This is a genomic window from Streptomyces sp. NPDC044033 (genome assembly GCF_056434425.1).
Genome location: NZ_JBWKFF010000009.1, coordinates 145,643 through 169,385, shown reverse-complemented (window position 1 = coordinate 169,385; position 23,743 = coordinate 145,643). Strand labels below are relative to the sequence as shown.

Annotated in this window: 17 protein-coding genes and 1 pseudogene; 9 read left to right on the top strand and 9 right to left on the bottom strand. The window is 73.3% G+C overall.

The genetic code is table 11. The features are described 5' to 3' along the window. Nucleotides 1–27: 27 nt before the first annotated feature. The 4 genes and pseudogenes from AC07AB_RS18300 to AC07AB_RS18285 all read left to right on the top strand — a co-directional run. A pseudogene (locus AC07AB_RS18300) lies at nt 28–933 on the top strand (ribokinase); the annotation flags it as partial. Nucleotides 934–1,136: 203 nt separating this feature from the next. Then, nucleotides 1,137–1,532, top strand: a complete 396-nt coding sequence (gene rbsD, locus AC07AB_RS18295) for a D-ribose pyranase (protein ID WP_478567535.1) — start codon at nt 1,137–1,139, stop codon at nt 1,530–1,532. A gap of 135 nt (nt 1,533–1,667) precedes the next feature. Next, nucleotides 1,668–3,071, top strand: coding sequence for a xylulokinase (gene xylB, locus AC07AB_RS18290; RefSeq protein WP_478567532.1), 1,404 nt, complete (start codon nt 1,668–1,670; stop codon nt 3,069–3,071). 384 nt (nt 3,072–3,455) lie between these two features. After that, nucleotides 3,456–3,833 (top strand): DUF937 domain-containing protein, encoded by a 378-nt coding sequence (locus AC07AB_RS18285; protein ID WP_478567529.1) that lies wholly within the window; start codon nt 3,456–3,458, stop codon nt 3,831–3,833. A gap of 44 nt (nt 3,834–3,877) precedes the next feature. Here AC07AB_RS18285 and AC07AB_RS18280 read toward each other — a convergent pair whose 3' ends face one another. The 3 genes from AC07AB_RS18280 to AC07AB_RS18270 are packed head-to-tail and all read right to left on the bottom strand — an operon-like array spanning nt 3,878 to nt 7,067. Then, nucleotides 3,878–4,708: a sugar phosphate isomerase/epimerase family protein gene (locus AC07AB_RS18280; RefSeq protein WP_478567526.1), complete on the bottom strand. Its 831-nt coding sequence runs from the start codon at nt 4,706–4,708 to the stop codon at nt 3,878–3,880. Further along, entirely contained in the window at nt 4,705–5,919 is a 1,215-nt protein-coding gene (locus tag AC07AB_RS18275; protein WP_478567525.1) for a dihydrodipicolinate synthase family protein, read from the bottom strand. The genes AC07AB_RS18280 and AC07AB_RS18275 overlap by 4 nt, the downstream gene beginning before the upstream one ends. Beyond that, nucleotides 5,916–7,067, bottom strand: coding sequence for a Gfo/Idh/MocA family protein (locus tag AC07AB_RS18270; RefSeq protein ID WP_478567522.1), 1,152 nt, complete (start codon nt 7,065–7,067; stop codon nt 5,916–5,918). Before AC07AB_RS18270 ends, AC07AB_RS18275 begins: the two co-directional genes overlap by 4 nt. 322 nt (nt 7,068–7,389) lie before the next feature. Here AC07AB_RS18270 and AC07AB_RS18265 point away from each other — a divergent pair, with 322 nt between their 5' ends. The 5 genes from AC07AB_RS18265 (at nt 7,390) to AC07AB_RS18245 (ending at nt 12,510) form a co-directional block, all read left to right on the top strand. After that, on the top strand, nt 7,390–8,202 hold the full coding sequence (locus AC07AB_RS18265; protein ID WP_478567519.1) for a sugar phosphate isomerase/epimerase family protein: 813 nt from the start codon (nt 7,390–7,392) through the stop codon (nt 8,200–8,202). Between the two features lie 80 nt (nt 8,203–8,282). Then, nucleotides 8,283–8,906, top strand: a complete 624-nt coding sequence (locus AC07AB_RS18260; protein ID WP_478567516.1) for a TetR/AcrR family transcriptional regulator — start codon at nt 8,283–8,285, stop codon at nt 8,904–8,906. 126 nt (nt 8,907–9,032) lie between these two features. Then, nucleotides 9,033–9,695 carry a hypothetical protein gene (locus AC07AB_RS18255; RefSeq protein WP_478567513.1) on the top strand — a complete coding sequence of 221 codons (663 nt, stop codon included), beginning with the start codon at nt 9,033–9,035 and terminating at the stop codon, nt 9,693–9,695. 213 nt (nt 9,696–9,908) lie between these two features. After that, nucleotides 9,909–11,759 (top strand): glycoside hydrolase family 3 protein, encoded by a 1,851-nt coding sequence (locus tag AC07AB_RS18250; protein WP_478567510.1) that lies wholly within the window; start codon nt 9,909–9,911, stop codon nt 11,757–11,759. A 121-nt stretch (nt 11,760–11,880) separates the two neighbouring features. Beyond that, complete coding sequence (locus AC07AB_RS18245) at nt 11,881–12,510, top strand: hypothetical protein (protein WP_478567507.1); 630 nt, start codon at nt 11,881–11,883, stop codon at nt 12,508–12,510. Between the two features lie 38 nt (nt 12,511–12,548). Here AC07AB_RS18245 and AC07AB_RS18240 read toward each other — a convergent pair whose 3' ends face one another. From AC07AB_RS18240 to AC07AB_RS18215, 6 genes are all read right to left on the bottom strand, one after another. Continuing rightward, on the bottom strand, nt 12,549–13,976 hold the full coding sequence (locus AC07AB_RS18240) for a S28 family serine protease (protein ID WP_478567504.1): 1,428 nt from the start codon (nt 13,974–13,976) through the stop codon (nt 12,549–12,551). A gap of 287 nt (nt 13,977–14,263) precedes the next feature. Next, nucleotides 14,264–18,163, bottom strand: a complete 3,900-nt coding sequence (locus AC07AB_RS18235) for an ABC transporter ATP-binding protein (RefSeq protein WP_478567501.1) — start codon at nt 18,161–18,163, stop codon at nt 14,264–14,266. 351 nt (nt 18,164–18,514) lie between these two features. Further along, nucleotides 18,515–18,832, bottom strand: coding sequence for a helix-turn-helix domain-containing protein (locus AC07AB_RS18230; RefSeq protein ID WP_478567498.1), 318 nt, complete (start codon nt 18,830–18,832; stop codon nt 18,515–18,517). Nucleotides 18,833–18,931: 99 nt separating this feature from the next. Next, a complete protein-coding gene (locus AC07AB_RS18225; protein WP_478567496.1) occupies nt 18,932–21,667 on the bottom strand; it encodes a discoidin domain-containing protein in 2,736 nt (911 codons plus the stop codon). Nucleotides 21,668–21,804: 137 nt separating this feature from the next. Next, nucleotides 21,805–22,482, bottom strand: a complete 678-nt coding sequence (locus AC07AB_RS18220) for an RloB family protein (protein WP_478567494.1) — start codon at nt 22,480–22,482, stop codon at nt 21,805–21,807. Then, a complete protein-coding gene (locus AC07AB_RS18215; protein WP_478567492.1) occupies nt 22,482–23,738 on the bottom strand; it encodes an AAA family ATPase in 1,257 nt (418 codons plus the stop codon). Before AC07AB_RS18215 ends, AC07AB_RS18220 begins: the two co-directional genes overlap by 1 nt. Between the last annotated feature and the right edge of the window lie 5 nt (nt 23,739–23,743).

The following is a 23,743-nucleotide window of genomic DNA, read 5'->3' as shown; positions in this document are numbered from 1 at the left end:
GCTGCCTTTCGAGAGGAACACATCAACATGCACGGCGCGCACCGCTACGACCTGCTGGTCGTCGGCTCGGCCAACGCCGACCTGGTGGTCGGCGTCGAACGCCGCCCCCAGGCCGGTGAGACGGTACTCGGCTCGGATCTGGTCACCCATCCGGGTGGCAAGGGCGCGAACCAGGCTGTGGCCGCCGCCCGGCTCGGCGCCCGTACGGCCCTGCTCGCCCGGGTCGGCGACGACGCGCACGGCAGGCTGCTGCTGGACGCGCAGCGCGCGGCGGGCGTCGACACCTCCGGCGTCCTCGTCGGCGGTGCGCCCACCGGCGTCGCGCTGATCACCGTCGACCCGTCCGGCGACAACAGCATCGTCGTCTCCCCCGGCGCCAACGCCCGGCTCTCCCCCGAGGACGTACGGGCGGCGGGCGGCCTGCTCGCGGCGGCGCGGGCCGTCTCCTTGCAGCTGGAGATCCCGCTGGACACGGTCGCCGAGACCGTACGGGCCGCGGACCCCGACACCCGCGTCGTGCTCAACCCGTCGCCGCCCGCCCCGCTGCCCGACGATGTGCTGGCGGCCTGCGACCCGCTCATCGTCAACGAACACGAGGCCCGCTATCTGCTCGACGGCCATCCGGCGGGCGCCTCCGACGACCCCGAGGCGTGGGCCGCGGCCCTGCTGGAGCGCGGCCCGCGCTCGGTGGTGGTCACCCTGGGCGCGGCCGGCGCGCTCCTCGCGGACGGGGAGGGGCCGGCGGTCCGCGTGCCGGGCATCAAGGTGGCGGCGGTGGACACCACCGGCGCGGGCGACGCCTTCACGGCGGCGCTGGCCTGGCGGCTGGGCGTCGGCGACGATCTGGAAACGGCGGTCCGCTACGCCACGCGGGTCGCGGCGGCGGCCGTGACGCGGCCCGGCGCACAGGAGTCCTACCCGGCGGCGGACGAGACACTGCCCGGTCGGACGGCCGAAGCCGAGACTGAGGCTGAGGGCGAGGGCGAGGGCGCGGACGAGGGCGCGGACGAGGGCGAGGCTGAGGGCGACAAGGCGCTGCCCGGCCGAACGGCCGGAGCCGAGGACGACGGAGCGCCGAACGGCCAGCCGGCCGAGACCGGCGGCCCGAACGCCGCGTCCGGGCGAGAGGGCCGCGAGTGAAGAAGGCCGGCATCCTCAACCGCCATCTCGCGGGCGCGATCGCCCTGTTGGGCCACACCGACACGGTGCTGGTCTGCGACGCGGGCATGCCGATCCCGGACGGCCCCGTCGTCGTCGATCTCGCCTTCCGGGCCGGGGTGCCGTCCTTCGCCGAGGTGCTGACCGGGCTGCTCGACGAGCTGGTGGTGGAGTCGGCGACGGCCGCCCGCGAGGTGCGCGCCGCGAACCCCGGGGCCACGGCACTGCTGGACGGCTTCTTCCCGGGCCCAGCCCTGCGGCTGATCCCCCATGAGGAACTCAAGTCGCACACGCCACGGGCCCGGCTGGTGGTCCGTACGGGCGAGGCGCGCCCGTACGCGAATGTGCTGCTGCACTGCGGCGTGCCGTTCTGACGGGGCCCGGGGACGGGCCCCGGGCCCCCGGCCTCAGGCCCGGCCCCCGGCTCCGACTCTTGACACCCGGCCCTAGGATCCAATGGCGTCCCTGCGCCTGACCAGGCGTCATTCCCGTACGGAAGTGGATCCGCCATGCCGACAGTCGCCGGAGTGGACTCCTCCACTCAGTCCTGCAAGGTCGTCGTCTGCGACGCCGACACCGGAGAGGTGCTGCGCCGGGGCCGGGCCTCGCATCCGGACGGCACGGAGGTCGCGCCCGACGCCTGGTGGCGGGCGCTCCTCGAAGCGGGCGACGGGCTGCTCGGGGACGTGGACGCCATCGCGGTCGCGGGCCAGCAGCACGGGCTGGTCACCGTGGACGACGAGGGGGCGCCGGTGCGCGACGCGCTGCTGTGGAACGACACCCGCTCCGCGCGGGCCGCGGCCGACCTCGTGGCCGAACTCGGCGGCCCGGAGCGGTGGGCCGAGGCGGTCGGCACCGTGCCGCTCGCGGCCATCACCGTGTCCAAGCTGCGCTGGATGGCCGAGCACGAGAGCGCGCTCGCGGACCGCACCGCGCGGGTGATGCTGCCGCACGACTGGTTGACGTGGCGGCTGCGCGGCGGCCCCGGGTCGGCCGCCGAACCGGTCACCGACCGCGGCGACGCCTCCGGTACGGGCTACTGGTCGCCGGCCGCCGGCGACTACCGCCGCGACCTCCTCGCCCTGGCCTTCGGCGGCCGCGCCCCCGCGCTGCCGCGCGTCCTGGGCCCGTACGAGAGCGCGGGCCGCACCCCGCGGGGCGCGCTCGTCGCGCCCGGCACCGGCGACAACATGGCCGCGGCGCTCGGACTCGGCATCGGGCCGGGCGACGTGGTCCTTTCGCTGGGTACCAGCGGCACGGTCTTCGCGGTCACCGAGGAGCCCACGGCCGACCCGTCCGGCGCGGTCGCCGGTTTCGCCGACGCCACCGGTCGCTTCCTGCCGCTGGTGTGCACGCTGAACGCCGCCCGGGTGCTCAGTTCGACCGCTCGCATGATCGGTACCGGCCTCGGCGACATCGACCTCCTGGCCCGTACGGCCGAACCGGGCTCGGGCGGTCTGGTCTTCCTCCCCTATCTGGGTGGTGAGCGCACGCCCAACCTGCCGGACGCCACGGGCAGTCTGCTGGGCCTGCGCACCGACAACATGCGGCCGCCGCAGCTCGCGCGGGCGGCCGTGGAGGGGATGCTGTGCAATATGGCCGAGGCGCTGGACGAGCTGCGCGCCCGGGGCGTCGGCGCGCGCCGGATGCTGATCATCGGAGGGGCCGCGAAGGCCCCCGTGGTGGGTGAGATCGCCGCCGAGATCTTCGGGGCGCCGGTCACGGTGCCCGAGCCCGAGGAGTACGTGGCGCTGGGCGCGGCCCGCCAGGCCGCCTGGGCGCTGGCCGGCACCCCCGAGCCGCCCTCCTGGCCGCTCTCCGGCTCCCGGCTGATCCCGGCCCCCGCCGACGGCGCGTCGGGCCGCCGGGTCCGAGCGGCGTACGCGCGGGCGCGGGCATCGGTGCACGGCTGACACCACTCCCGGTCCGTACGAGCGAGACTGACACCGCTCCCGATCCATACGGGCGAGGCTGGGACCGCTCCCGATCCATACGGGCGAGGTCGGCGCCGCTCCGATCCGTACGAGTCCGTACGAGCGGGCCCGCCTGCCCCCGCGCATGGCCCCCGCGCACGTACTACGAGGGGGCCCGACCGGGCGTCTGCTGAGCAGAGTGCACCGGTCCGACCCCCTCGGCCCCCCTCAAGGCCGGCTTCCTCGATTCCCCCGAATCCCTCCCCAGGAAGCCTGATGCAAACTACGACCCGCCGAGGCCCCCGAGGGTTGCACCGATTTCCCAGAGTTATTCATCCGTTACTCAAGGTGCCGGGATATCGGCACAAAAGTAGCGTTGCGACCATGACAGAGGATGCGCTGCACAACGACGTCATCGACGCGCTGGGCGATCAGCGGCTCAAGGCCGTCGCGGGTCTCCTCGGTACGGACACCAAGGAGGCCGCGTCCGTCGTACGTGCCGCGGCGACCGCCCTCAAGATGCCGGCGGCCGAAGTGGCGGCGGCCGACGAGCAGCCGCTGGTCGGGCAGGTCACCTTCGGCGGGTTCGGCGAAGGCACCGGCGGCGGGACGGCCGCCGACGGGCTCGCGAGGGCCATCGGGCCGGTCGCGAGGGCCCTCGCGAACAGGATCGGCCGGCCCGAGACCGAGGTCTCGGCCGCGCTGCGGGTGATCGCCCCGGTGCTGGTGACCGTGCTCGCCCGGCGGTCCGCGCGGCGCTGACCGCGGCAGGGCGAGGGCGTCTCAAGAACGGTCCCCGGGCGGTCTCAGAGCACATGGGCGCGGTAGCGCTCCGCGGTCTCGGCGAGGACCGCGGCGCCGTCGCGCGCCCATAGCGCCGGGTTGAAGATCTCCACCTCGATGGGGCCGCCGTAGCCCGCCGCGTCCACCATCGCGCGGAAGCGGCGCAGGTCGACGCAGCCGTCGCCGAGCTGCCCCCGGCCCAGCAGGACCCCTTCGGGCAGCGGCGTCACCCAGTCGGCGAGCTGGAAGGCCGCGATCCGGCCGCCGCGCCCGGCGCGGGCGATGCCCTCGGCCACCGTGTCGTCCCACCACAGGTGGTACGTGTCGATGACGACGCCCACCTGCTCGGCGGGGAACCGTTCCGCGAGGTCCAGGGCCTGGGCGAGAGTGGAGACGACGCAGCGGTCGGCGGCGTACATGGGGTGCAGCGGCTCGATCGCGAGCCGCACCCCGCGCTCGGCGGCGTACGGGCCGAGCTCCGCGAGCGCGTCCGCGACCCGCTCCCGGGCGGCGGCCAGGTCGCGGCTGCCGGGCGGCAGACCGCCTGCGACGAGGACCAGGACGCCGGCGGACAGGGCGGCGGCCTCCTCGACGGCGGCCCGGTTGTCGGCCAGGGCGGCGGCGCGCGCGGCGGGGTCGGCCGCGGTGAGGAACCCGCCCCGGCAGAGGCTGCTGACGGTGAGCCCCGCGTCCCGCACGAGGCGGGCGGCGGCGGCCGGACCGTACTCCTGGACCGGTCCGCGCCACAGCCCGACGTGCCGGACACCGGCCGCCGCGCAGCCCGCCGCCAGCTCGGGCAGCGACCACTGCTTGACGGTCTCCTGGTTGACGCTGAAGCGGTCCGGGCCGCTCACCCCGGCCCCCCGTGGTCGGCGAGGAGCGCTTTCATGCGGGCCTCGGCGCGTACGGGGTCCGGGAACAGGCCGAGTGTGTCGGCGAGTTCGTAGGCGCGGGCGAGGTGCGGCAGCGAGCGGGCGGTCTGCGCGCCGCCGGCCATCGTGAAGTGCTCCTGGTGCCCGGCCAGCCAGGCGAGGAGGACGATGCCCGTCTTGTAGTGGCGGGTCGGGGGCTGGAACAGGTGGCGGGCCAGTTCGGCAGTCGGGTCGAGGAGGGCGTGGAAGCGCTGGGTGTCCCCCGTGTCGAGGACGCGTACGGCCTCGGCGGCGAGCGGGCCCAGCGGGTCGAAGACGCCGAGCAGGGCGTGGCTGAAGCCGCGGTCGTCGCCCGCGATCAGCTCCGGGTAGTGGAAGTCGTCGCCGGTGTAGCAGCGCACGCCGCGCGGCAGGCGGCGGCGCAGCGCGACCTCGCGGCCGGCGTCGAGGAGGGAGATCTTGACGCCGTCGACCTTGTCGGGGTGGGCGGCGATGATGTCGAGGAAGGTGCCGGTGGCGGCGTCGAGATCGGAGCTGCCCCAGTAGCCGTCGAGGGCGGGGTCGAACATGGGGCCGAGCCAGTGCAGGATGACGGGTTCCGCGGCTTGGCGCAGCAGGCGTCCGTAGACCTCGTGGTAGTCGTCCGCCGAGGCGGCGCGGGCGGCCAGGGCGCGGGAGGCCATGATGACGGCCTGCGCGCCGCTCTCCTCCACGAGGGCGAGCTGCTCCTCGTACGCGGCCGTGATCCCGCCCAAGGCGGGGGCGGCTCGTCGGCCCGTTCCCGCGGTGGGGGCATCGAGTCGGCCCGCCCCCGCGTCAGGCGGGCCGAGCTGGTCCGTTCCGACGCCGCAGGCGATCCGGCCGCCGACGGCCTTCGCCTCGGCGGCCGAGCGGCGGATCAGCTCGGCGGCCGTCGGCCAGTCCAGGCCCGCCCCGCGCTGCGCGGTGTCCATCGCCTCGGCGACGCCGAGGCCGTGCGCCCACAGGTGGCGGCGGAAGGCGAGGGTGGCGGCCCAGTCGAGGGCGGCGGCCCCGGTGCGGGGGTCGGCGGAAGAGGCCGCGACCACATGGGCGGCGGCGAAGACCGTACGGGAGGTGGGCGGCGGCCCGCCGGCCGGGGCGGGCGCGGCTGGTTCGACGCGCGGCTCGTACGTGCGCGTCCCGCCGTCCTCGCCGGGGAGTTCGATGGTCACAGGGACAGCTCCGGTACGTCCAGGCGGCGCCCTTCCGCGGAGGAGCGCAAGCCCAGTTCGGCGAGTTGCACGCCGCGCGCGCCCGCGAGGAGGTCCCAGCGCCAGGGCTCGTCCAGGACGACATGGCGCAGGAACAGTTCCCACTGCGCCTTGAAGCCGTTGTCGAACTCGCCGTTGTCCGGGATCTCCTGCCACTGCGCGCGGAAGTCCTCGGTGGCGGGGAGGTCGGGGTTCCAGACGGGCCGCGGGGTGCCCGAGCGGTGCTGGGCGCGGCAGCGGCGCAGCCCGGCGACGGCCGAGCCCTCGACGCCGTCGACCTGGAACTCGACCAGTTCGTCGCGGGCCACGCGCACCGCCCAGGAGGAGTTGATCTGCGCGACGACCCCGCCGGCCAGCTCGAAGATGCCGTACGCGGCGTCGTCGGCGCTCGCCTCGTACCGCTCGCCGTGCTCGTCCCAGCGGCGCGGGATATGCGTGGTGATCTGTGTTTGTACGGTCCGTACGGGGCCGAAGAGCTCGTGCAGGACGTACTCCCAGTGCGGGAACATGTCGGCGGCGATGCCGCCGCCGTCCTCGGCGCGGTAGTTCCACGAGGGGCGTTGGGCGGGCTGCCAGTCGCCTTCGAAGACCCAGTAGCCGAACTCGCCGCGTACGGACAGGACGCGGCCGAAGAAGCCGCCGTCGAGGAGCCGCTTCAGTTTGCGCAGGCCGGGGAGGAAGAGCTTGTCCTGGACCACGCCGGTCTTGACGCCCGCGCCGCGCGCGAGGCGGGCGAGGTCCAGGGCGCCGTCCAAGGTGGCGGCGGTGGGTTTCTCGCAGTAGACGTGCTTCCCGGCGGCGACGGCCTTCCGCACGGCGTCCTCGCGGGCGGCGGTGACCTGGGCGTCGAAGTAGATGTCCACGGCGGGGTCGGCGAGCACGGCGTCGAGGTCGGTGGTCCACGCGTCGAGGCCGTAGCGGCGGGCGAGGGCCTCCAGCCGGGGTGCGGAGCGGCCGACGAGGACCGGTTCGGGCCAGAGCGTGGAGCCGTCGCCGAGGTCGAGGCCGCCCTCTTCGCGGAGGGCGAGGAGGGATCGTACGAGGTGCTGGTGGTGCCCCATGCGGCCGGTGACGCCGTTCATGGCGATCCGCACCGTCCTGCGCGTCATCGCGGTGCCCTCCTTCCGGAGCCGGCCGCCACGTGTGTGGCAGGCGCCCTCCGCCGATCGAGAAGCTAGCGCGCGGGCGGCGGCGTCCACAAGAACGGCCTCTGGGTAGTGATCGCGCGCCGCGCGGCAGACGGCGGGGGCGGCGGGCGCGGTCCGACCGGCGCAGCCCGTCCACCGCGCAGCCAACCCGCACCGTCCGCTTGCCCGCGGCGCGGCCTGCCGGCGCCCCCGCCCGCCGCGCCGCACACGACGTGGTTGACCGGCGCGGCGCGGCTGCCTAGCGTCCGGCGGGGGGACCGTCGACCACCATCCTGGAGCCCGCATGAAGTTCGCCTTCTCCACTCTCGGCGTGCCCGGCACGTCCGTACGCGACGCGGTGCGGCTCGCCGTCGACCACGGTTACGACGGCGTCGAGCTGCGCGCCCACCCAGAAGAGGCCGTGCACCCCGGCATCGGGGCGCGGGAACGCGCGGCGGTCGCCGAGGAGTTCGCGGCGGCGGGCGTGGCGGTCCTGGCCGTCGCCGGCTACGTACGCGTCGCCGCGCCCGGCGACGACGGGCCGGTCCTGGCGGAGCTGGCCGAGCTGACGCGGCTGGCCGAGGAGTTGGGCGCGCCCTTCGTGCGGGTCTTCCCCGGCGGCGGGGACGAGCAGTCCCCGCAGGAGGCGGACGCGACGGCCGCCCGGCGGCTGGGGGCCGCCGCCCCGGACGCCGCCGACCGCGACGTGCGCATCCTCCTGGAGACCCACGACTCGCACGCCCGGGGCGCGGACGCGGCCCGGGTGCTCGGTCCGGTGGGACACAAGAACGTCGGCGCGCTCTGGGATGTACTGCACCCCTGGCTGGCCGGGGAGAGCCCGTCCACGACCTTCCCCGCGCTCTCCCCGCACCTCGGATACGTGCAGGTCAAGGACGTGGCCTCGGCGGAGGACACCACGCCGCTGCCGCTCGGCGCGGGCGCGGTGCCGCTGGAGCGGTGCGTCGGCCTGCTCGGGGCCGAGGGCTGGGACGGGTGGCTGTGCTGGGAGTACGAGAAGCGGTGGTATCCGCGGGCGGAGCCGCTGGAGGGGCTGCTCGGCCCGGGCCGGGAACACCTCCAACGGCTGGTGGACGCGCCGGCCGACGGCCTCCCGTAACGCACCCCGCCCCTGCTGACCAGGGGGTTTAATCACCTGGTTGAACCGTATGATTAAGGTTCGGCGAGAGGCGGGGGCGCATGACGACGGATACGAAGGACCGGCTGATCGAGGCGGCGTCCTCCGTGCTCAAGACGCACGGCTACGCCGGCGCCAGCGCCCGTACGATCGCGAAGGCGGCCGGCGCCAATTCGGCGCTGGTCTTCTACCACTTCGGCGGCGTCGACCAGCTGCTGCTGGCCGCGCTGGACCGCTCGTCCGCCGAACGGATGGCGCTGCACTCCGCCACCGTCGCGCCGATCCGCACCATCGAGGAGCTGGCCGACGCCGCCACCCGCATCTACCGCGACGACCTCGAAGGCGGCCACATCACCGTCTTCTGCGAGCTCGTCGCCGCCGCCGTGGCCAAACCGGAGCTGCGCGGTCCGGTCGGCGAGCGGGCGCAGCCGTGGCTCGTGTTCGTCGAGGAGACCCTGGAGCGCGTCATCGGCGGGACGCCGCTGGCCCGGCTGATGCCGCCGCGGGAGCTGGCGAACGCCGCCATCGCCTTCTATCTCGGGGTGAACCTCTTCACGGTGCTGGACACCGACCGGTCGCGTACCGATTCGGTGTTCGCGATGGTGCGGCGGCTGGCTCCGCGCGCCAAATTGCTGACGGTGCGTCTGCCCAAACGGCGTAACGGAGTACGGCGAGCCGCTGATTGACGCCGCCCCGGCGCGCACGATGGGCCCATGCGTCACCGTAGTTACCGATCCAGCCGCCGTCTCACGGCTCGCACACCTGAGGCGGAACCGGGCCGCGGCTCCGTTCGTCAAAGTGGCGTGCTGTTGGTGAGTCTCCGCAGAGCGGTGTCGGCCTCGCTGCTGGCTGCGTCGCTGACCTCCCTCTCCGCCGCCTGCGGCCAGCAGCACACCGCCGCCGGCGCGCCCCCCTCCACTAGCGCCGGTGGCGGTTCGCCCTCCGCGGCCACGGCCCCCGGCCCGTCCACGGGCCCACCCACAGCCCCAAGCCATCCCACCGCCCCCGGCCCGTCCACGGGCACGGCCACGGGCTCGGGCTCGGCCACGGGCCATTCCACGGCCCCCGGCGCGTCGTCTTCCCGAGACGACGGCCGCTCCCCCGCGGGCCGTGTCGACACCGGGCTCGCCTACTTCGCGAGCGCCCCCGGCGCGGGGCCCGACCTGCACTCCGTCATCCGCGACCGCGCGGGGCTCGACGCCTTCGCCGCGCGGTTCGGACGGCGCGGCCAGGACATCCGCGCGGGGGCCACGGGCACGGACTTCTCCCGGACCGCGCTGGTGGGCTGGTCGCGGACGACGGGCTGCGACCACTGGCCGTCGGCGTCGCTGATCCGGTACGGACACACGCTGACGATGCGGGTGCCCCCGCACGCCGAGCCGCCGCCCGAGTGCCTGGCGGCGTTCCAGGTGGTGGCGGTCTTCGAAGTGCCCAAGGATCGGATCACGTGGCAACCACGCTTTGCCGCCAAGTGACCGAGACCGACCGCTTCCGCTCATCCGGAACCGCACCCGCCGCCACCCGAACTATTGACCGACAGCGACTCTCCCGCTATCCGTGTCCTCCTGAGTTCTTCCCGCCCGAGCGCCCCCAGCCAGCCCTTCTCCGACCACCCGAGGAAACCCGGGCGCCGCCCGCGGACCACCCCCGCGGCGGCGCGCGCCACTTGGCCTCCGGAAGGAGCACACGTGTCCCACCCCACCTCCCGCCGCTCGCTGCTCACCGCCTCCGCGACCACCGCCCTCGCCGCCCTGACCCTCGGCACGGGGAGCACCGCGGCCGCCGAGGCCCCTGAGATGACCACCGCCGCGCAACGCGGCAGACGCGCCCGCGCGGACGCGCTCATCTCCCGGATGTCCCTGCCGGAGAAGGTCGGCCAGCTCTTCGTCATGCGGATCTACGGGGCCTCGGCGACCGACCCCGCCCCCGCCGACGCCGCCGCCAACCGCAAGGAGATCGGCGTCTCCAGCGCCGCCGAACTCATCGCCAAGTACCACGTCGGCGGCATCATCTACTTCGCCTGGGCGCACAACACCCACGACCCGCACCAGATCGCCGCCCTCTCCAACGGCATCCAGCGGGCGGGCCTGGCCCAGCGCACGCCCGTCCCACTCCTCATCTCCACGGACCAGGAGCACGGCGCCGTCGCCCGCATCGGCGCCCCCGCCACGCTGCTGCCCGGCGCCATGGCACTCGGCGCGAACGGCTCGCGCGCCGACGCCCGCGACGCCGCGAGGATCTCCGGGGCCGAGCTCGCCGCCATGGGCATCCGGCAGGACTACGCGCCGGACGCCGACGTCAATGTCGACCCGGCCAACCCCGTCATCGGCGTACGGTCCTTCGGCAGCTCCCCGCAGGCCGTCGCGGGCCTGGTCGCGGCGCAGGTCCGGGGCTTCCGGTCGGCCGGGGTCGCCGCCACCGTCAAGCACTTCCCGGGCCACGGGGACACCGGCACCGACAGCCATGTGGACCTGCCCGTGATCACCCATACGGAGGCCGAGTGGGAGCGGCTGGACGCGCCGCCGTTCAAGGCCGCGATCGCCGCCGGAGTCGACTCGGTCATGACGGCGCACATCGTCTTCCCGGCCTTCGACCCCAGCGGCGACCCCGCCACGCTCTCCCACCCCATCCTCACCGGTCTGCTGCGCGAGCGGCTGGGCTACGACGGCGTCGTGATCACCGACTCGCTCGCCATGGAGGGCGTGCGCAAGAAGTACGGCGACGCGCGGGTGGCGGTCCTCGCGCTCAAGGCGGGCGTGGACCAGTTGCTCAACCCGCCGAACCTCCCGGTCGCCTGGAACGCGGTGCTCGACGCCGTGCGCGGCGGCGAGATCAGCGGGGAGCGGCTGAACGCCTCACTGCGCCGCATCCTCGAACTCAAGATGCGCAGGGGGCTGTTCAAGGACCCGTACGCCGGCCGCCACGACGTGGACCGCGCCGTCGGGGTCCGCTCCCATCTGGCCGAGGCCGACCGGATCGCGGACCGCACCACCACCCTTGTCGTCAACAAGGACAAGCTGCTGCCACTCTCCCGGAGACGACGGCGTTCACTTCTCGTCGTCGGAGTCGACCCGGCCGCCCCCTCCGGCACCGGCGGCCCGCCCACCTCCGTCCTCGCCACGGCCCTGAACGAGCTGGGCTTCACGGCCACCGCGCTGTCCACGGGCACCGGCACCAAGCCCGACCCGAGCCGGGCGCAGATCGACGCGGCGGTCGCGGCGGCCCGTACCAAGGACGCGGTGATCGTGGCCACGTACAACGTCACCGCCGGGTCCTCGCAGCGTGCGCTGGTGTCGGAGCTGGCGGCCACGGGCCGGCCGGTCGTCCAGGTGGCCATCCGCAACCCCTATGACATCGCGCGGCTGAGCGGCGTCGGCGCGTCGGTGGCCGCCTACGGCTGGACCGATGTGGAGCTGCGGGCCGCCGCCCGGGTCATCGCCGGGAAGACCCGTCCGTACGGCAGGCTCCCGGTGTCCGTACCGCGCGCGGACGATCCGGGCCGCGTCCTCTACCCGATCGGGCACGGCCTGCGGTACTGAACCGGCCGTACGGACCGTACGCCCCGCCCCGTCCCGCACCCCGCTCCGGGGTGCGAAGCTCCCCGCACGCCTGGCGTGCGCCCCGCCCGGCGGGCCACGCTGGCGGCGTACAGGTCGGGGGATGGGGGACATCATGGGCCGCCGCATGCCGCCGTTCGCGGTGCTGGCGCTGCTGCTGCCGCTGGCGGCCGGGATACTGACGGCTTGTCAGCAGCAGCCCGGACGGTCCGGGGCGGGGACCGGCAGTGCCTCCGCCCGGCAGCCCTCGGGCTACGGCGCGCTCTTCCTGGGCCGGGGCGAGTGCAGCACCCGCGGACGTACGTCCTTCACGGAGGTGCCGTGCACCAGCGAACGGGCCGCGGCGCGGGTGCTCGCCCGGCACAACGGCCCCCGGGAGAGCGGGCCGCGCTGTCCGGACGCCACCGACTTCGTTCTGCACATCACCGCGCTGAACAGGGGCGCTTCGGAGGAGCGGAGCGTTCCGGAGGGCTACGCCTGCATGCGCGGCCTTCAGCCGCCGCACCCGGGCGACCCCGGCATGGGCGGCGGACCGCTGACCGTCGCCGGTGACTGCGTCTACGCGGAGCGGCCCGGCGTGGTGAAGGAGACGGCCTGCGACGGGTCGGGGGCGCGGGCCCCCGAGTACCGGGTGACGCACACGGTCCGCGCCCGCGCCGCGTGCCCGCCGTCCACCGCGCTGTACGTGCGGGTGGGCGGCGAGGACCCGGTCGGCTGCGCCCGCCGCCGGTAGGGGCGGCGGGCGGCCGTACGACGCCACACCTCACGGTGTCACGGGCGCAGGGTCTGCTCCCGGTCGAGCGTCTGCCGGTCCAGCTTCGCGTCGTACGGCGCGAGCGGCTTCGCCAGCTTCTCGTTCTTCTTGACCGCGGCCGGGGCGACGCCCGCCCAGTCGAGGACCTCGGCCGTGGCCTTGGCCCGCTGGTCGGCGACGAGCTGGGCGATGTTCGAGCCGTGGTTGCCGCCTGGGGCGTAGAAGCGGTAGTCGTGGCGCTCCGCCGCGTCCCTGCCGAGCCGGAACGGCTCCGCGCCCCACGGGTCGTTCTGCCCGTACACGAACAGCATCCGCTCGCTGTCGTTGCGCACCCAGCGGTCGACGTCGCGCATCGCGCCGGGCTTGAACTTCATGGGGATGTCCCGCGGCACGTACGAGCGCGGCTGGTAGCTCCCGGGATACCGCAGCAACCCCTTGAGGTGCGGGGACTTGAAGCTGGGCGAGCCGAGCTGGGTGCCCGCCTGGTAGTAGTACGGCGTGTACTTCTCCAGGCCCTGGTCGGTGTAGGCGTCGAAGCCCGAGATCGTGTCGATGAACTTGTAGAGCTCATCGGTGGAGGCGCCGGTCGCGGGGACGCTCGCGCAGTCGCTCTGCAGGTGGTACTGCCAGAACGCCCAGATCAGGTCGAGCACGACGTTCTCGTACGCCTTGTCGGCGCTGCCCACGACCTGGAAGGTCTTGCCGTTCGCGCCGGCCCACTTCTGGTAGCGGGCCACGATCTCGCCGCGGCGCACCAGCGCCTCGCGCTGGACGGAGTTCAACTGCGCGCGGCACGCCTTGTCGCCGACGGTGGCGAGGAACCGGTCGTACGCCGAGTCCTCCTTGTTCACCACGTCGTTGGGCGCGACGTAGGCGACGGTGCCGTCCATGTCGTCGGGGTGGAAGCGGCGGAAGTAGGTGGCCGTCATGCCGCCCTTGCTGCCGCCCGTGGCCAGCCAGTTCTTGGTGTAGATCGGCTTGAGCGCCTTGTAGAGGCGGTGCTGGTCGTCGGCGGCCTGCTTGATGTCGAGCTTCGACCAGTCGGCGGGCTGCGGCCGGGACGGCGTGAAGTAGCGGTACTCCAGCGAGACTTGGTTGCCGTCGACGATGCGGGTCGGCTCGCTGCGGCTGGGCGTCGTGGAGACGTTGTAGCCGGAGGTGAAGAAGACCGTCGGCCGGTCCGTGGACTTGTTCAGCAGGGTGAAGCGCTGCTTGAACGTCCCCTTGGACGGGTGGCGGTGGTCGATCGGCTGGTCATAGGTGAACACGAGATAGCGGTAGCCCGCGTAGGGCTTCTCCTCGACGAAACTCATCCCGGGTACCTTCAGGACGCGTTCCTTGATGTCCGGCTCCGCGGCGGTGGCCGCTCCCGCCGGTGCGGTGCCGGCGCCCACGGTGCCTATGAGCACCGCGAACACCGGCAGCCATCTGAGTGCCTTGCGCATTCGCCCTCCCCTGGGGTCCCCTGGGTTCACAGAGATCGCCGTGAACCTATCGGGACACCACCCGCCCCGACTACCCCTGGCGGGGGCGGGATCATGGGACGAGGGGCGCTCGGTCACACCGGGGAGGGCGCTCGGTCACGCCGGGGAGGGCTCGCCGGTACGCGCACTGGTGAGGGCTTGCCGGTACGCGCACCGGTGAGGGCTCGCCCGCGTTCACAGCGGTAGGACCGCGCCGTTCACAGCGGTAGGACCGCGCCGGAGTCCCCACCGGCAGGACTCGCCGGAGTTCACACCGGGATCGCCTCACCCGTGAAGGTCCGCCACAGGTGCGCGTACCGGCCGTCCGCCGCGAGGAGTTCGTCGTGCGTGCCGTCCTCCACGACGCGCCCGTGGTCCATGACCACCACCCGGTCCGCGCGCGCCGCCGTGGTCAGCCGGTGGGCGACGACCAGGGTGGTGCGCTTGCCCGCGAGCCGGTCCGTGGCCTGGTTGACCAGCGCCTCGCTGTGCAGGTCGAGGGCGGCCGTGGCCTCGTCGAGCAGCAGGATGTCCGGGTCGACGAGTTCGGCGCGGGCCAGGGCGATCAACTGCCGCTGGCCGGCGGAGAGGTTGCGGCCGCGCTCGGTGACCGCGTGCAGATAGCCGCCGTCCAGCGTGGCGATCATGCCGTGCGCGCCGACCGCCCGCGCGGCGGCCTCGACCTCGGCGTCGCTCGCGTCGGGACGCCCGTACGCGATGGCGTCGCGGACCGTACCGGGGAAGAGGTACGGCTCCTGCGGCACCACGCCGAGCCGGTGCCGGTAGGCGGTCGGGTCCAGGTCGCGCAGGTCGTCGCCGTCGGCCAGGACGGCGCCCGCGGTGGGGTCGTAGAACCGGGCGACGAGCTTGACGAGCGTCGACTTGCCCGCGCCCGTCTCGCCGACGAACGCCACCGTCTGCCCGGCGGGGATCGTCAGATCGATCCCGGACAGCGCCTCCTCCGCCTCCTCGCCCGATCCGTAGTGGAAGCGCACGCCGTCGAAGACGATCTCACCGCGCAGCCCCCGGACATCGCGCGGCTCCCGTGCCAGCGGCGTCGTCGTCGGCTCGCGCAGCAGCTCCTGGATGCGGCCGAGCGAGACGCTCGCCTGCTGGTAGCCGTCGAAGACCTGCGAGAGCTGCTGCACGGGGGCGAAGAACAGATCGATGTAGAGGAGGTAGGCGACGAGCGCGCCCGCCGTCAGGGTGCCCGCGCCGACCCGTCCCGCGCCGACGATCAGCACGAGCGCGGCGGCCACGGAGGAGAGCAGCTGCACGAAGGGGAAGTACACCGATATCAGGAACTGACCGCGCACTCGGGCCCGCCGATACCCGTCACTGCGCTCCGCGAAACGCCGGGCGCCCATCCCCTCCCGCCGGAACGCCTGCATGACGCGCAGCCCCGCCACGCTCTCCTGGAGGTCGCCGTTGACGGCGCTGACGCGCTCGCGCGCCAGCTCGTACGCCTTGACGCTCTGGCGGCGGAAGAAGACCGTGCCGACGATGAGCGGCGGGAGTGTCGCGAAGACGACGAGCGCGAGCTCGGCATCGATGACGAGGAGGGCGACGAGGATGCCGAAGAAGGTCAGCACGGAGACGACGGCGGTGATCAGACCGGTCTGGAGGAACGACGACAGGGCGTCGACGTCGGTCGTCATCCGCGTCATGATCTTGCCGGTCAGCTCGCGCTCGTAGTAGTCGAGTCCGAGCCGCTGGAGCTGCGCGAAGATCTTCACGCGCAGCGCGTAGAGCACCCGCTCACCGGTGCGTCCCGTCATCCGCGTCTCGCCGACCTGGGCCGCCCACTGCACCAGCACCACCAGCAGGGCGAGCCCGGCCGCCACCCACACCGCGCCGAGCGCCAGGCGCTGTACGCCCTGGTCGATGCCGTGCCGGATCAGTACGGGCAGCAGCAGCCCGGCCACCGCGTCGACAGCCACGAGCGCCAGGCTGACGGCGAGCGGCTTGCCGAAACCGCGCAGCAGCCGGCGCAGCCCGTACGACTCCTCGGGACGTGCGGCCCTCGCTTCGTCCACGTCGGGCACATCGTCGGCGGGCGGCAGCGCGGCCACCTTCGCGAGGAGGTCGGGCGTGGCGGGCATTCCGGCGAGGGCGCTGTCGGCGGAGGCAGGACCAGATGAGGAGGATGCGGCGGCGTCGGGGCGCACCCACAGTTCGGGGGTGACGGGGCCGGGGGCCTCCCGGTCGGCGTCGGCCGTGGTTTCCGCTTCCATCGGAGGGGCGGCCGCAGCGGTCACGTCAGGCGCGTCGATGAGGCCCGTGGCCGACGCCTCGCCGCCGAAACCGCCGGCGGCCGCGAGGGTCCCCGGGCCGTCATCGGACGCGGCGGCGGCGCTCGTACGGGCCCGGTCCCCCGCGCCCAGCTCCTCCGGGTCCGTGAGCAGCCTGCGGTACAGCTCGCAGCGCTCCTCCAGCTCCTCCCGCGTGCCGATGTCCACGAGGACGCCCGCGTCCAGGACCGCGACGCGGTCGGCGAGGGCGAGGGTGGAGGCGCGGTGGGCGATGAGGAGCGTGGTGCGGCCCGCCATGATGGAGCGCAGCGCCTCGTGGATCTCGTGCTCGACCCGCGCGTCGACCGCCGAGGTGGCGTCGTCGAGGAGCAGCAGCCGGGGGTCGGTGAGGATCGCGCGGGCCAGGGCGACGCGCTGGCGCTGGCCGCCGGAGAGGGTCAGGCCCTGTTCGCCGACCTCGGTGTCGTAGCCCTGCGGCAGGGCGCTGATGAAGCCGTCGGCCTGCGCGGCGCGCGCGGCGGCGCGCACCTGCTCGTCGGTGGCGTCCGGGTGCCCGTACGCGATGTTGTCGCGGATGCTGTCGGAGAACAGGAAGCTGTCCTCGGGCACCATCCCGATCACCCCGCGCAGCGAGGCCGCCGTCAGGTCGCGTACGTCGTGGCCGCCGACGCGCACGGCGCCGCCGGTGACGTCGTAGAAGCGGGGCAGGAGCAGCGAGACGGTGGACTTGCCGCTGCCGGAGGCGCCGACGAGGGCGACGGTCTCGCCTTCCTCGATGCGCAGCGAGAACCCGTCGAGCACGGGGTGCTCGACGGCGACGGGCCCGTCTTCCGCTCCTCCTTCGGCCGTTTCCTGGGACGCCTTCGCGTAACCGAAGGACACGTCGTCGAACTCGACCGTGGCGGGCGCGTCGTGCGGCAGCTCGATGGCGTCGGGGCGCTCCTTGATGACCGGTTCCGTGTCGATGAGCTCGTAGACGCGCTCCACGCCGGCCCGCGCCTGCTGCCCGACGGTCAGCATCATGGTGAGCATCCGCACGGGCCCGACGAGCTGCGCGAGGTACGTGGAGAAGGCGACGAACGTGCCGAGCGTGACCTGTCCCCGGGTGGCCATCCAGCCGCCGAGCGCGAGCATGGCGACCTGGCCGAGCGCGGGCACGGCCTGGAGGGCCGGGGTGTAGCGGGAGTTCAGCCGTACGGTGCGCAGCCGGCCCGCGAAGAGGCGGCGGCTGACCTCGCGGAGCTTGCCGGCCTCCTGCTCCTCCTGGCCGAAGCCCTTGACGACGCGGACGCCGGTGACGGCGCCGTCCACGACGCCCGCGACCGCGGCGGCCTGCCCCTGCGCGTACCAGGTGGCGGGGAAGAGCCGGGTGCGGCTGCGGTTGGCGAGGAACCAGAGGGCGGGGGCTACGGCGAGGGCGACGACGGTCAGCAGCGGGGAGAGTGTGGCCATCACGATGAGCGAGATGATGAAGAGCAGGATGTTGCCGATCATCATCGGCACCATGAAGAGCAGGCCCTGGATCAGCTGGAGGTCGCTGGTGGCGCGGCCGACGACCTGGCCGGTGGACAGCTCGTCCTGGCGTCTGCCGTCGAGCCGGGCTATGGACTCGTACATCTCGGTGCGCAGGTCGTGCTGGACGTCGAGCGCGAGCCGCCCGCCGTAGAAGCGGCGGATGTAGGTGAGGGCGTAGACGGCGACCGCGGCGACGACCAGCAGCGTCGCCCAGGGGGCGAGCGGCCGGCTGTGCGAACCGATCACGTCGTCGATGATCAGTTTGGGAACGAGCGGTACGAGCGCGGTGACGGCCATCCCGCCGAGCGAGGAGCCGAGGGCCAGCAGTACGTTGCGCCGGTACCGCCAGCAGTGACGCGTGAGCCGCCGCGCCCAGCCTTGCTCTGTGTCCTGTGCCGTCACCCGAGTCCTCCCACCGGCGTCCACTTCCGGAAGGCTGCAACACTCTGGCGTGCGGATTTCATCCTGCGGCAACAATCCGTGGCAACAAGTCGACACGGCGGCAGGGGGCGGGGGCGTGTGCGCCGTGTGCCGCAAGGGGTGCGAGGGATCGCGCGGTCAGCCGGGGACCGCGCGCGGCCCGACTGACCGCACACCCGGCGGAACACCCGTTTCGGGCGTGAGCGCACGTCCTGTGGGACGCCCGGTCCAGGCGTGGGCGCACGCCCGGCGGAGCACCCGGTTCAGGCGCGACCGCACACCCGGCGGAGCACCCGGTTCAGGCGCGACCGCACACTCGGCGGGACGCCCGTCTCAAGCAGCGACCGGCCGGCCGGCGACTCCCGGCGGGCCGGGCAGTTCCGACAGCCCCGGCGGGTCCGGCAGCGTGACGGCCGCGCACTGCGCCGCGAGCTCGTCCAGGCGCAGCCCGAGCGCGGTGGCCAGCGCCGTGACGGTGAAGAAGGCGGGGGTCGGGGCCCGGCCGGTCTCGATCTTGCGGAGGGTCTCGGCGGAGATTCCGGCGAGGGCGGCGATCTCGGCCATGCTGCGTCCGCCACGGGCCTGCCGGAGCAGGGCACCGAGGTGACGGCCGCGTTCGTGTTCGAGTTCGGTGAGAGGGGTGCGCACCATGCCCGCGATACTAATACCGGTATAAGAATTGTGTACAGCTTGGTGGAGGAGAACACCATGGTGTAGCTCAAGGACCGTGCCCCACGAGGGCCGCCCCCGCTACTTCTCCGCCTCCAACTCGGCGATCCCCGCCGGCTTCTTGACGTCCGCGGAGTGGACCGTCACCTTGATGTAGCGGACAGCGCCGGGCGCCGCACCCCGCCCGGCAGCGCTCCAGTGCCGCCCGTCCGGCGACGTACGGACCTCGTACGAGGCAGGCCGTACGGCCGTCCAGCGCGGCGTGACCGCCGAGAGGCGCACGGCGCGGCCGAGGTCGGCGGTGAGAGTGCCGGTCGCGGCGTTCGGGACCCAGGCCGTGGCCGGGTTGCCGTCGAGGGCGGCGGCCGCGTACTGCCCCGGCTGCTCCGAACTCGCCGAAGCCGCCCGGCACCTGGCCGCGTTGCCGGTCGGCGCGAGGTCGGGCCGCCGGGTCTCCAGCACCGCCGGGGCGCCCGCCCGTACGGTCCGCGTGCCGTGCGGGCTCTCGATCTCGAAGGGCGCGCCGTGGGTCAGCGTCACGGTGGTGCGGTGCGCGCCGAGCGCGAGATCGTACGTACGGCCCTGCCAGCGCTGCCCGCGCAGGGTGACGCCCCGGGCGAGCTGCGGCGGCAGCATCGGGTCGAGGTGCAGCCGGTCCTCGCGCGGCCGCTGCCCGGTCAGGCCGTGCGTGAACACCTGGAGGAAGCCGCCCTTGCCCGTGACGAAGTCCTGGGCCGGGGAGCCGGACAGCGGGTCCGTGGCGCCGGCCTTTTCGCCGCGCGCCTCGGAGAACAGCTTGAAGGGGCCGCGTACGAACGGCTCGATGGAACGCCGCAGATAGGTGAACGTCGAGCAGCCGGGCTCGCCGATCGCGGCGGCGTCGACGGCGTGCACCGAATCGGTCATGGCGGGGCCGTCGGGGTCGGTGCGGGCGGCGTAGTAGTCGAGGGTGGCGGCCGCGGCCCGCTTGGTCATCGGCCACTCCAGCGGATACATCAGCAGCACGGTGTCCGCCTGCTTGATGACCGAGCCGCGGTAGCCGTCGTACTGCTGGAAGACCTGCTTCTTCGCGTCGTAGGGGATGCGCAGCTTGCCGGCGATGGAATTCCAGCTCGCGGGGGCTTTCCGGCCGAGGAGCGCGGCCACGCGGGTGGCGGTGCGCAGGGTGGTGGCCGCGCCCGCGTTGGTGAAGACGCCGTCGTCGACGCCGTTGCTGTACTCGTCCGGCCCGGCGACGTTTTTGACGGAGTAGGTGCCGTCCGCGTTGCGCGTGGCGCGCCCGGCCCAGAACCGGGCGACGCCCTCGATCACGGGCCAGCCGCGTTCGCGCAGCCAGTGGGTGTCCTTGGTGGCGAGGTAGTACTGCCAGGCGGCGAGGGCCACATCGCTCTGAAGGTGGTTCTGGGTCCGGCAGTGCGGCGGCTCCCAGCTGTGACACTCGGTCCACAGGCCGCCCCGGCTGCCGCTGGTCCAGGGGTAGAAGAGGCCGGGGTAGCCGAGCTTCTTGGCGTTGGCGCGGGCCCCGGCGCGGGTGCGGTAGCGGTAGTCGACGACGGACTTGGCGAGTTCGGGGTGGGCGGCGAGGAGGGCGGGGTACATCCAGGTCTCGGCGTCCCAGAAGACCAGCCCGCCGTAGTTGTCGCTGGACAGCCCGGCGGGGGCGATGCTGTCGGCCGAACCGGGCCGCGTACTGGCGAGCAGCCCGTACTCGGCGGACCGCACCCACGACTGGAGCGCGGGCCTGCCCGCCACCTCGATGTCGCTGCGCCACAGTTCGCGCCAGGCGGCCTCGTGCCGGGCGAACAGCGCGTGCCAGCCGCGGTCGGCGGCGCGCCGTGAGGCGTCGAGGGCGGCGCGCTCGGGGGCGCGCGAGGTGAGGGCGGTGTCGACGCCGACGTACTTGACGAACTCGTAGCCGTGTCCGTCGTGGACGGGGAAAGTACGGGCCTGACGCACGCTCAGATCCCGCGCCTCATCGGCCGTCTGTTCATGTGTTGTACGAACCTCCGCCCCCGCCCGCAAGGTGGAGGCGACGGCTCCGTCGGTGCGCGTCCCGTCCGTACGGAACGTCACGGCCATGGACCGCCGGTCCCCCGTACGCACACCGCCCCCGGAACGGGCCCCGCCACCGGTCTGCGAGACGCGCCGCGCCCCGCGCCCGTCGACGAGGTCGGTGACGGTGGCCTCACCGCTCCACCGCGGCGTCATCCGCAGCCGGACGGCACCGACGTGCGGGTCGGTCCGGTCGGCGATGACGTCGTACACCAGGTCGGTGGCCCTGCCGTCGGCCGCGGTCCATGTCAGCGAGGTGGTGACCAGCCCGCGCCGCAGGTCGAGATCCTGACGGTAGTGGGAGATCCGGCCGATGGGCGTAGCGGCGGTGAACGTCTCGCCACGGCCCCCGCCAGTGCTGACGGTGAGCGGCGTCCAGGTCGGGATGGCGGCGATGACCTGCCGGTCCTCTGTGGTGGCCCGGTTGTGCGCGTACAGCCCGGAGACGAACGAGCCGTCATAGCGCGGAGTGAACAACGGCCACCCCGTCTTGTCGCCACTCGCCGCATAACCGACTCCGGCGGGCGGCACGCGCTGGCCGAGATAGCCGTTGCCGACGTAGGCGTGGTGGCTGTCTTTCGGGTCGATATGCGTGGCTGTCAGTTTCCAGGGATCGGCGTGGGGGGTAGCGGCAGTGCGAGCGGACACGGCGGGGCCGGCCGGAGCGGCGGAGGCCGCCGGGGGGAGCGCGGCCACGAGAACGCCCGCGAGGAGGGGGGCGATCCATTGGGTGGCGCGTGAGGGGGTCGTCACCGCAGCGAACATAAAGTTGTGGATGCTTCACGTCAATGAAGCTCGCATTGGTGTGAAGAAATGAATCAGTATGGCGGAGGGCCATTCTCACCCGGAACGCCGCCGGACAGATGGCACGAGGAACCGCTGCCAGGGACTGGGCACTTCGGTCAGTACGAGGTGATTCCCAGACCCTTCTCGACGAATTCGTAGACGTCGGTGTAGGGGTCCCGCTTGTGGCGCGGCGCGTGGCCGGGGTGCTCGGCGTTCATCTTCAGAGCGCGCGCCTTGGCGTCCTCGTAATGCCCCTTGACCTGCTCCGGCAGCACGGCCTTGATCCCGCCGGGCGCCTTGTGCCAGTCGGCGGGCAGCCGCTGTTCCGCCAAGCCGCACACGCCGCCGAAGCTTCCGCTGGCCGCCTTCAGATGTAGGACACGCCAGAGCTCGAAACACGGGTGCGAGAAGGCGACCGGAAGATTTTGGCTCTCCGCGCGGGCCAGAGCCGCGTCCACGCCAGGGTGGTTGTCGTGGTCGAAGAGGCACCAGACCTGTGTCCGCAGTTTGGACGGCAGTTCGGCCTTCTTGTCCTCCCTTGCCTTTTCCCGCTGGAGGGCGATGGCCCGGTCCACCAGGTCGAGCGGCATTCTGCGCGAGCCGTCGTCCTTGGCGTTGGCGATATGCACCTCGACCGTGAGCGCCGGGTCCTTGGGGGTGCCTTGCTTCCAGACGTACCTGATGTACTCCGGCTCCGTCACCTTGCCCTCGGTGAAGACGTACACGGCTCGGCTGCGCTTGCGGCGGGACGTCGGGGACGACGAGAAATCCGGCTTCCCCCTTGTACGCGCCATCAGGCCCGCGCCCCCTTTGCCGATCCCGTGCCGCTCCCGCGCTCGTCGGTCATCAGCCGACGGGCGATCTGCCCCTCCAGGAGCGAGGGAACGCCGCCGAACACCCCCGCCAGATAGGACGTCATCAGGTCTTCCTGTTCGCCGGGGGAGGCGGCGCTGAGCGGGTACAGCTCAGTCGCTCCGGCCTCGTCCTTCTCGGTCAGCCAGGCTTGGGCCGGCTCCAGCAGCCGTTCACCGCTGGGGCTGCTCAGGACCGTCGCGTCGTGGGAGGTGAACACGAGCTGGGCGTCGTGAGGGTTGGAGTCCGGGTCCTGGAAGATCCGGATGACCTCGGCGGCGAAACGCGAATGGAGACTGGCGTCCAGCTCGTCGACGAGGAGGACCGCGCCCCCGTCCAAGGCCAGCAGCATCGGCCCCAGCATCGCGAACCACGAGCGGGTGCCGAAGGACTCCAGCGCCCAGTCGAACGGCACCTCGCCGTCGGCCGCCCGGTGCGTCAACCGGACCGACGCGACCCCGTCTCCCTGCCGGACCTCGGCGCCGGTGATCCCGAGGTCGGCGACGCGCAGGAGCTCCCTGATCCGTTCGCCCTGCTCACCCGTGAGCCGCTGAGCGGTGAACGCCTCGCGCTCCGGCCGCTCGGTCTCCGGGCCGATCTCCCAGAGGTTGCGTCGGAACCAGTGGAAGAGCGGGGACAGCTGGGGGTGGTTGTCCGTGCCGGCCGTGGAGAGCAGCAGGGCGTTGGGACGGGTGCGCCGGGCCAGCTGAGCCCGGTCTTTGACCCGGCTGCCCGGCCATCGATAGGGCTCGGCTCGGGAGGCGTCCCGGTCCAGCCACTCCTGGCGCCTGCCGTGCGGATAGCTGTGCACCCACTCGGATTCCACCCGCTCCGGCCCCAGCTCGAACCCGTACGTCCAGCGCACCCCGTCGATGACGACGTCCACCTCGAAGAACGACGGCTCGTCCCTGCTCTCCGGGTCGAGCGCGAACACCTCCCGCGGCGTGCCCTCGTAAGACGCCCACTGGGCATACGAGTTGAGCACCGCTTCGCGCATCCGGGCCATCGATGTCAGGACGTTGGACTTGCCGGACGCGTTGGCGCCGAAGATTCCGATGAGCGGAAACACCCGGAGGGGGCCGTCGGCCAGCATCACCTCGCGCGTGCCCGAAGCGTCCTCTCCCGGCGGCACGACGAATGACAGCTCCTGCTCCTCGCGCAGGGAGCGCACATTCGCGACTCGGAACCTCAGCAGCATGCTGT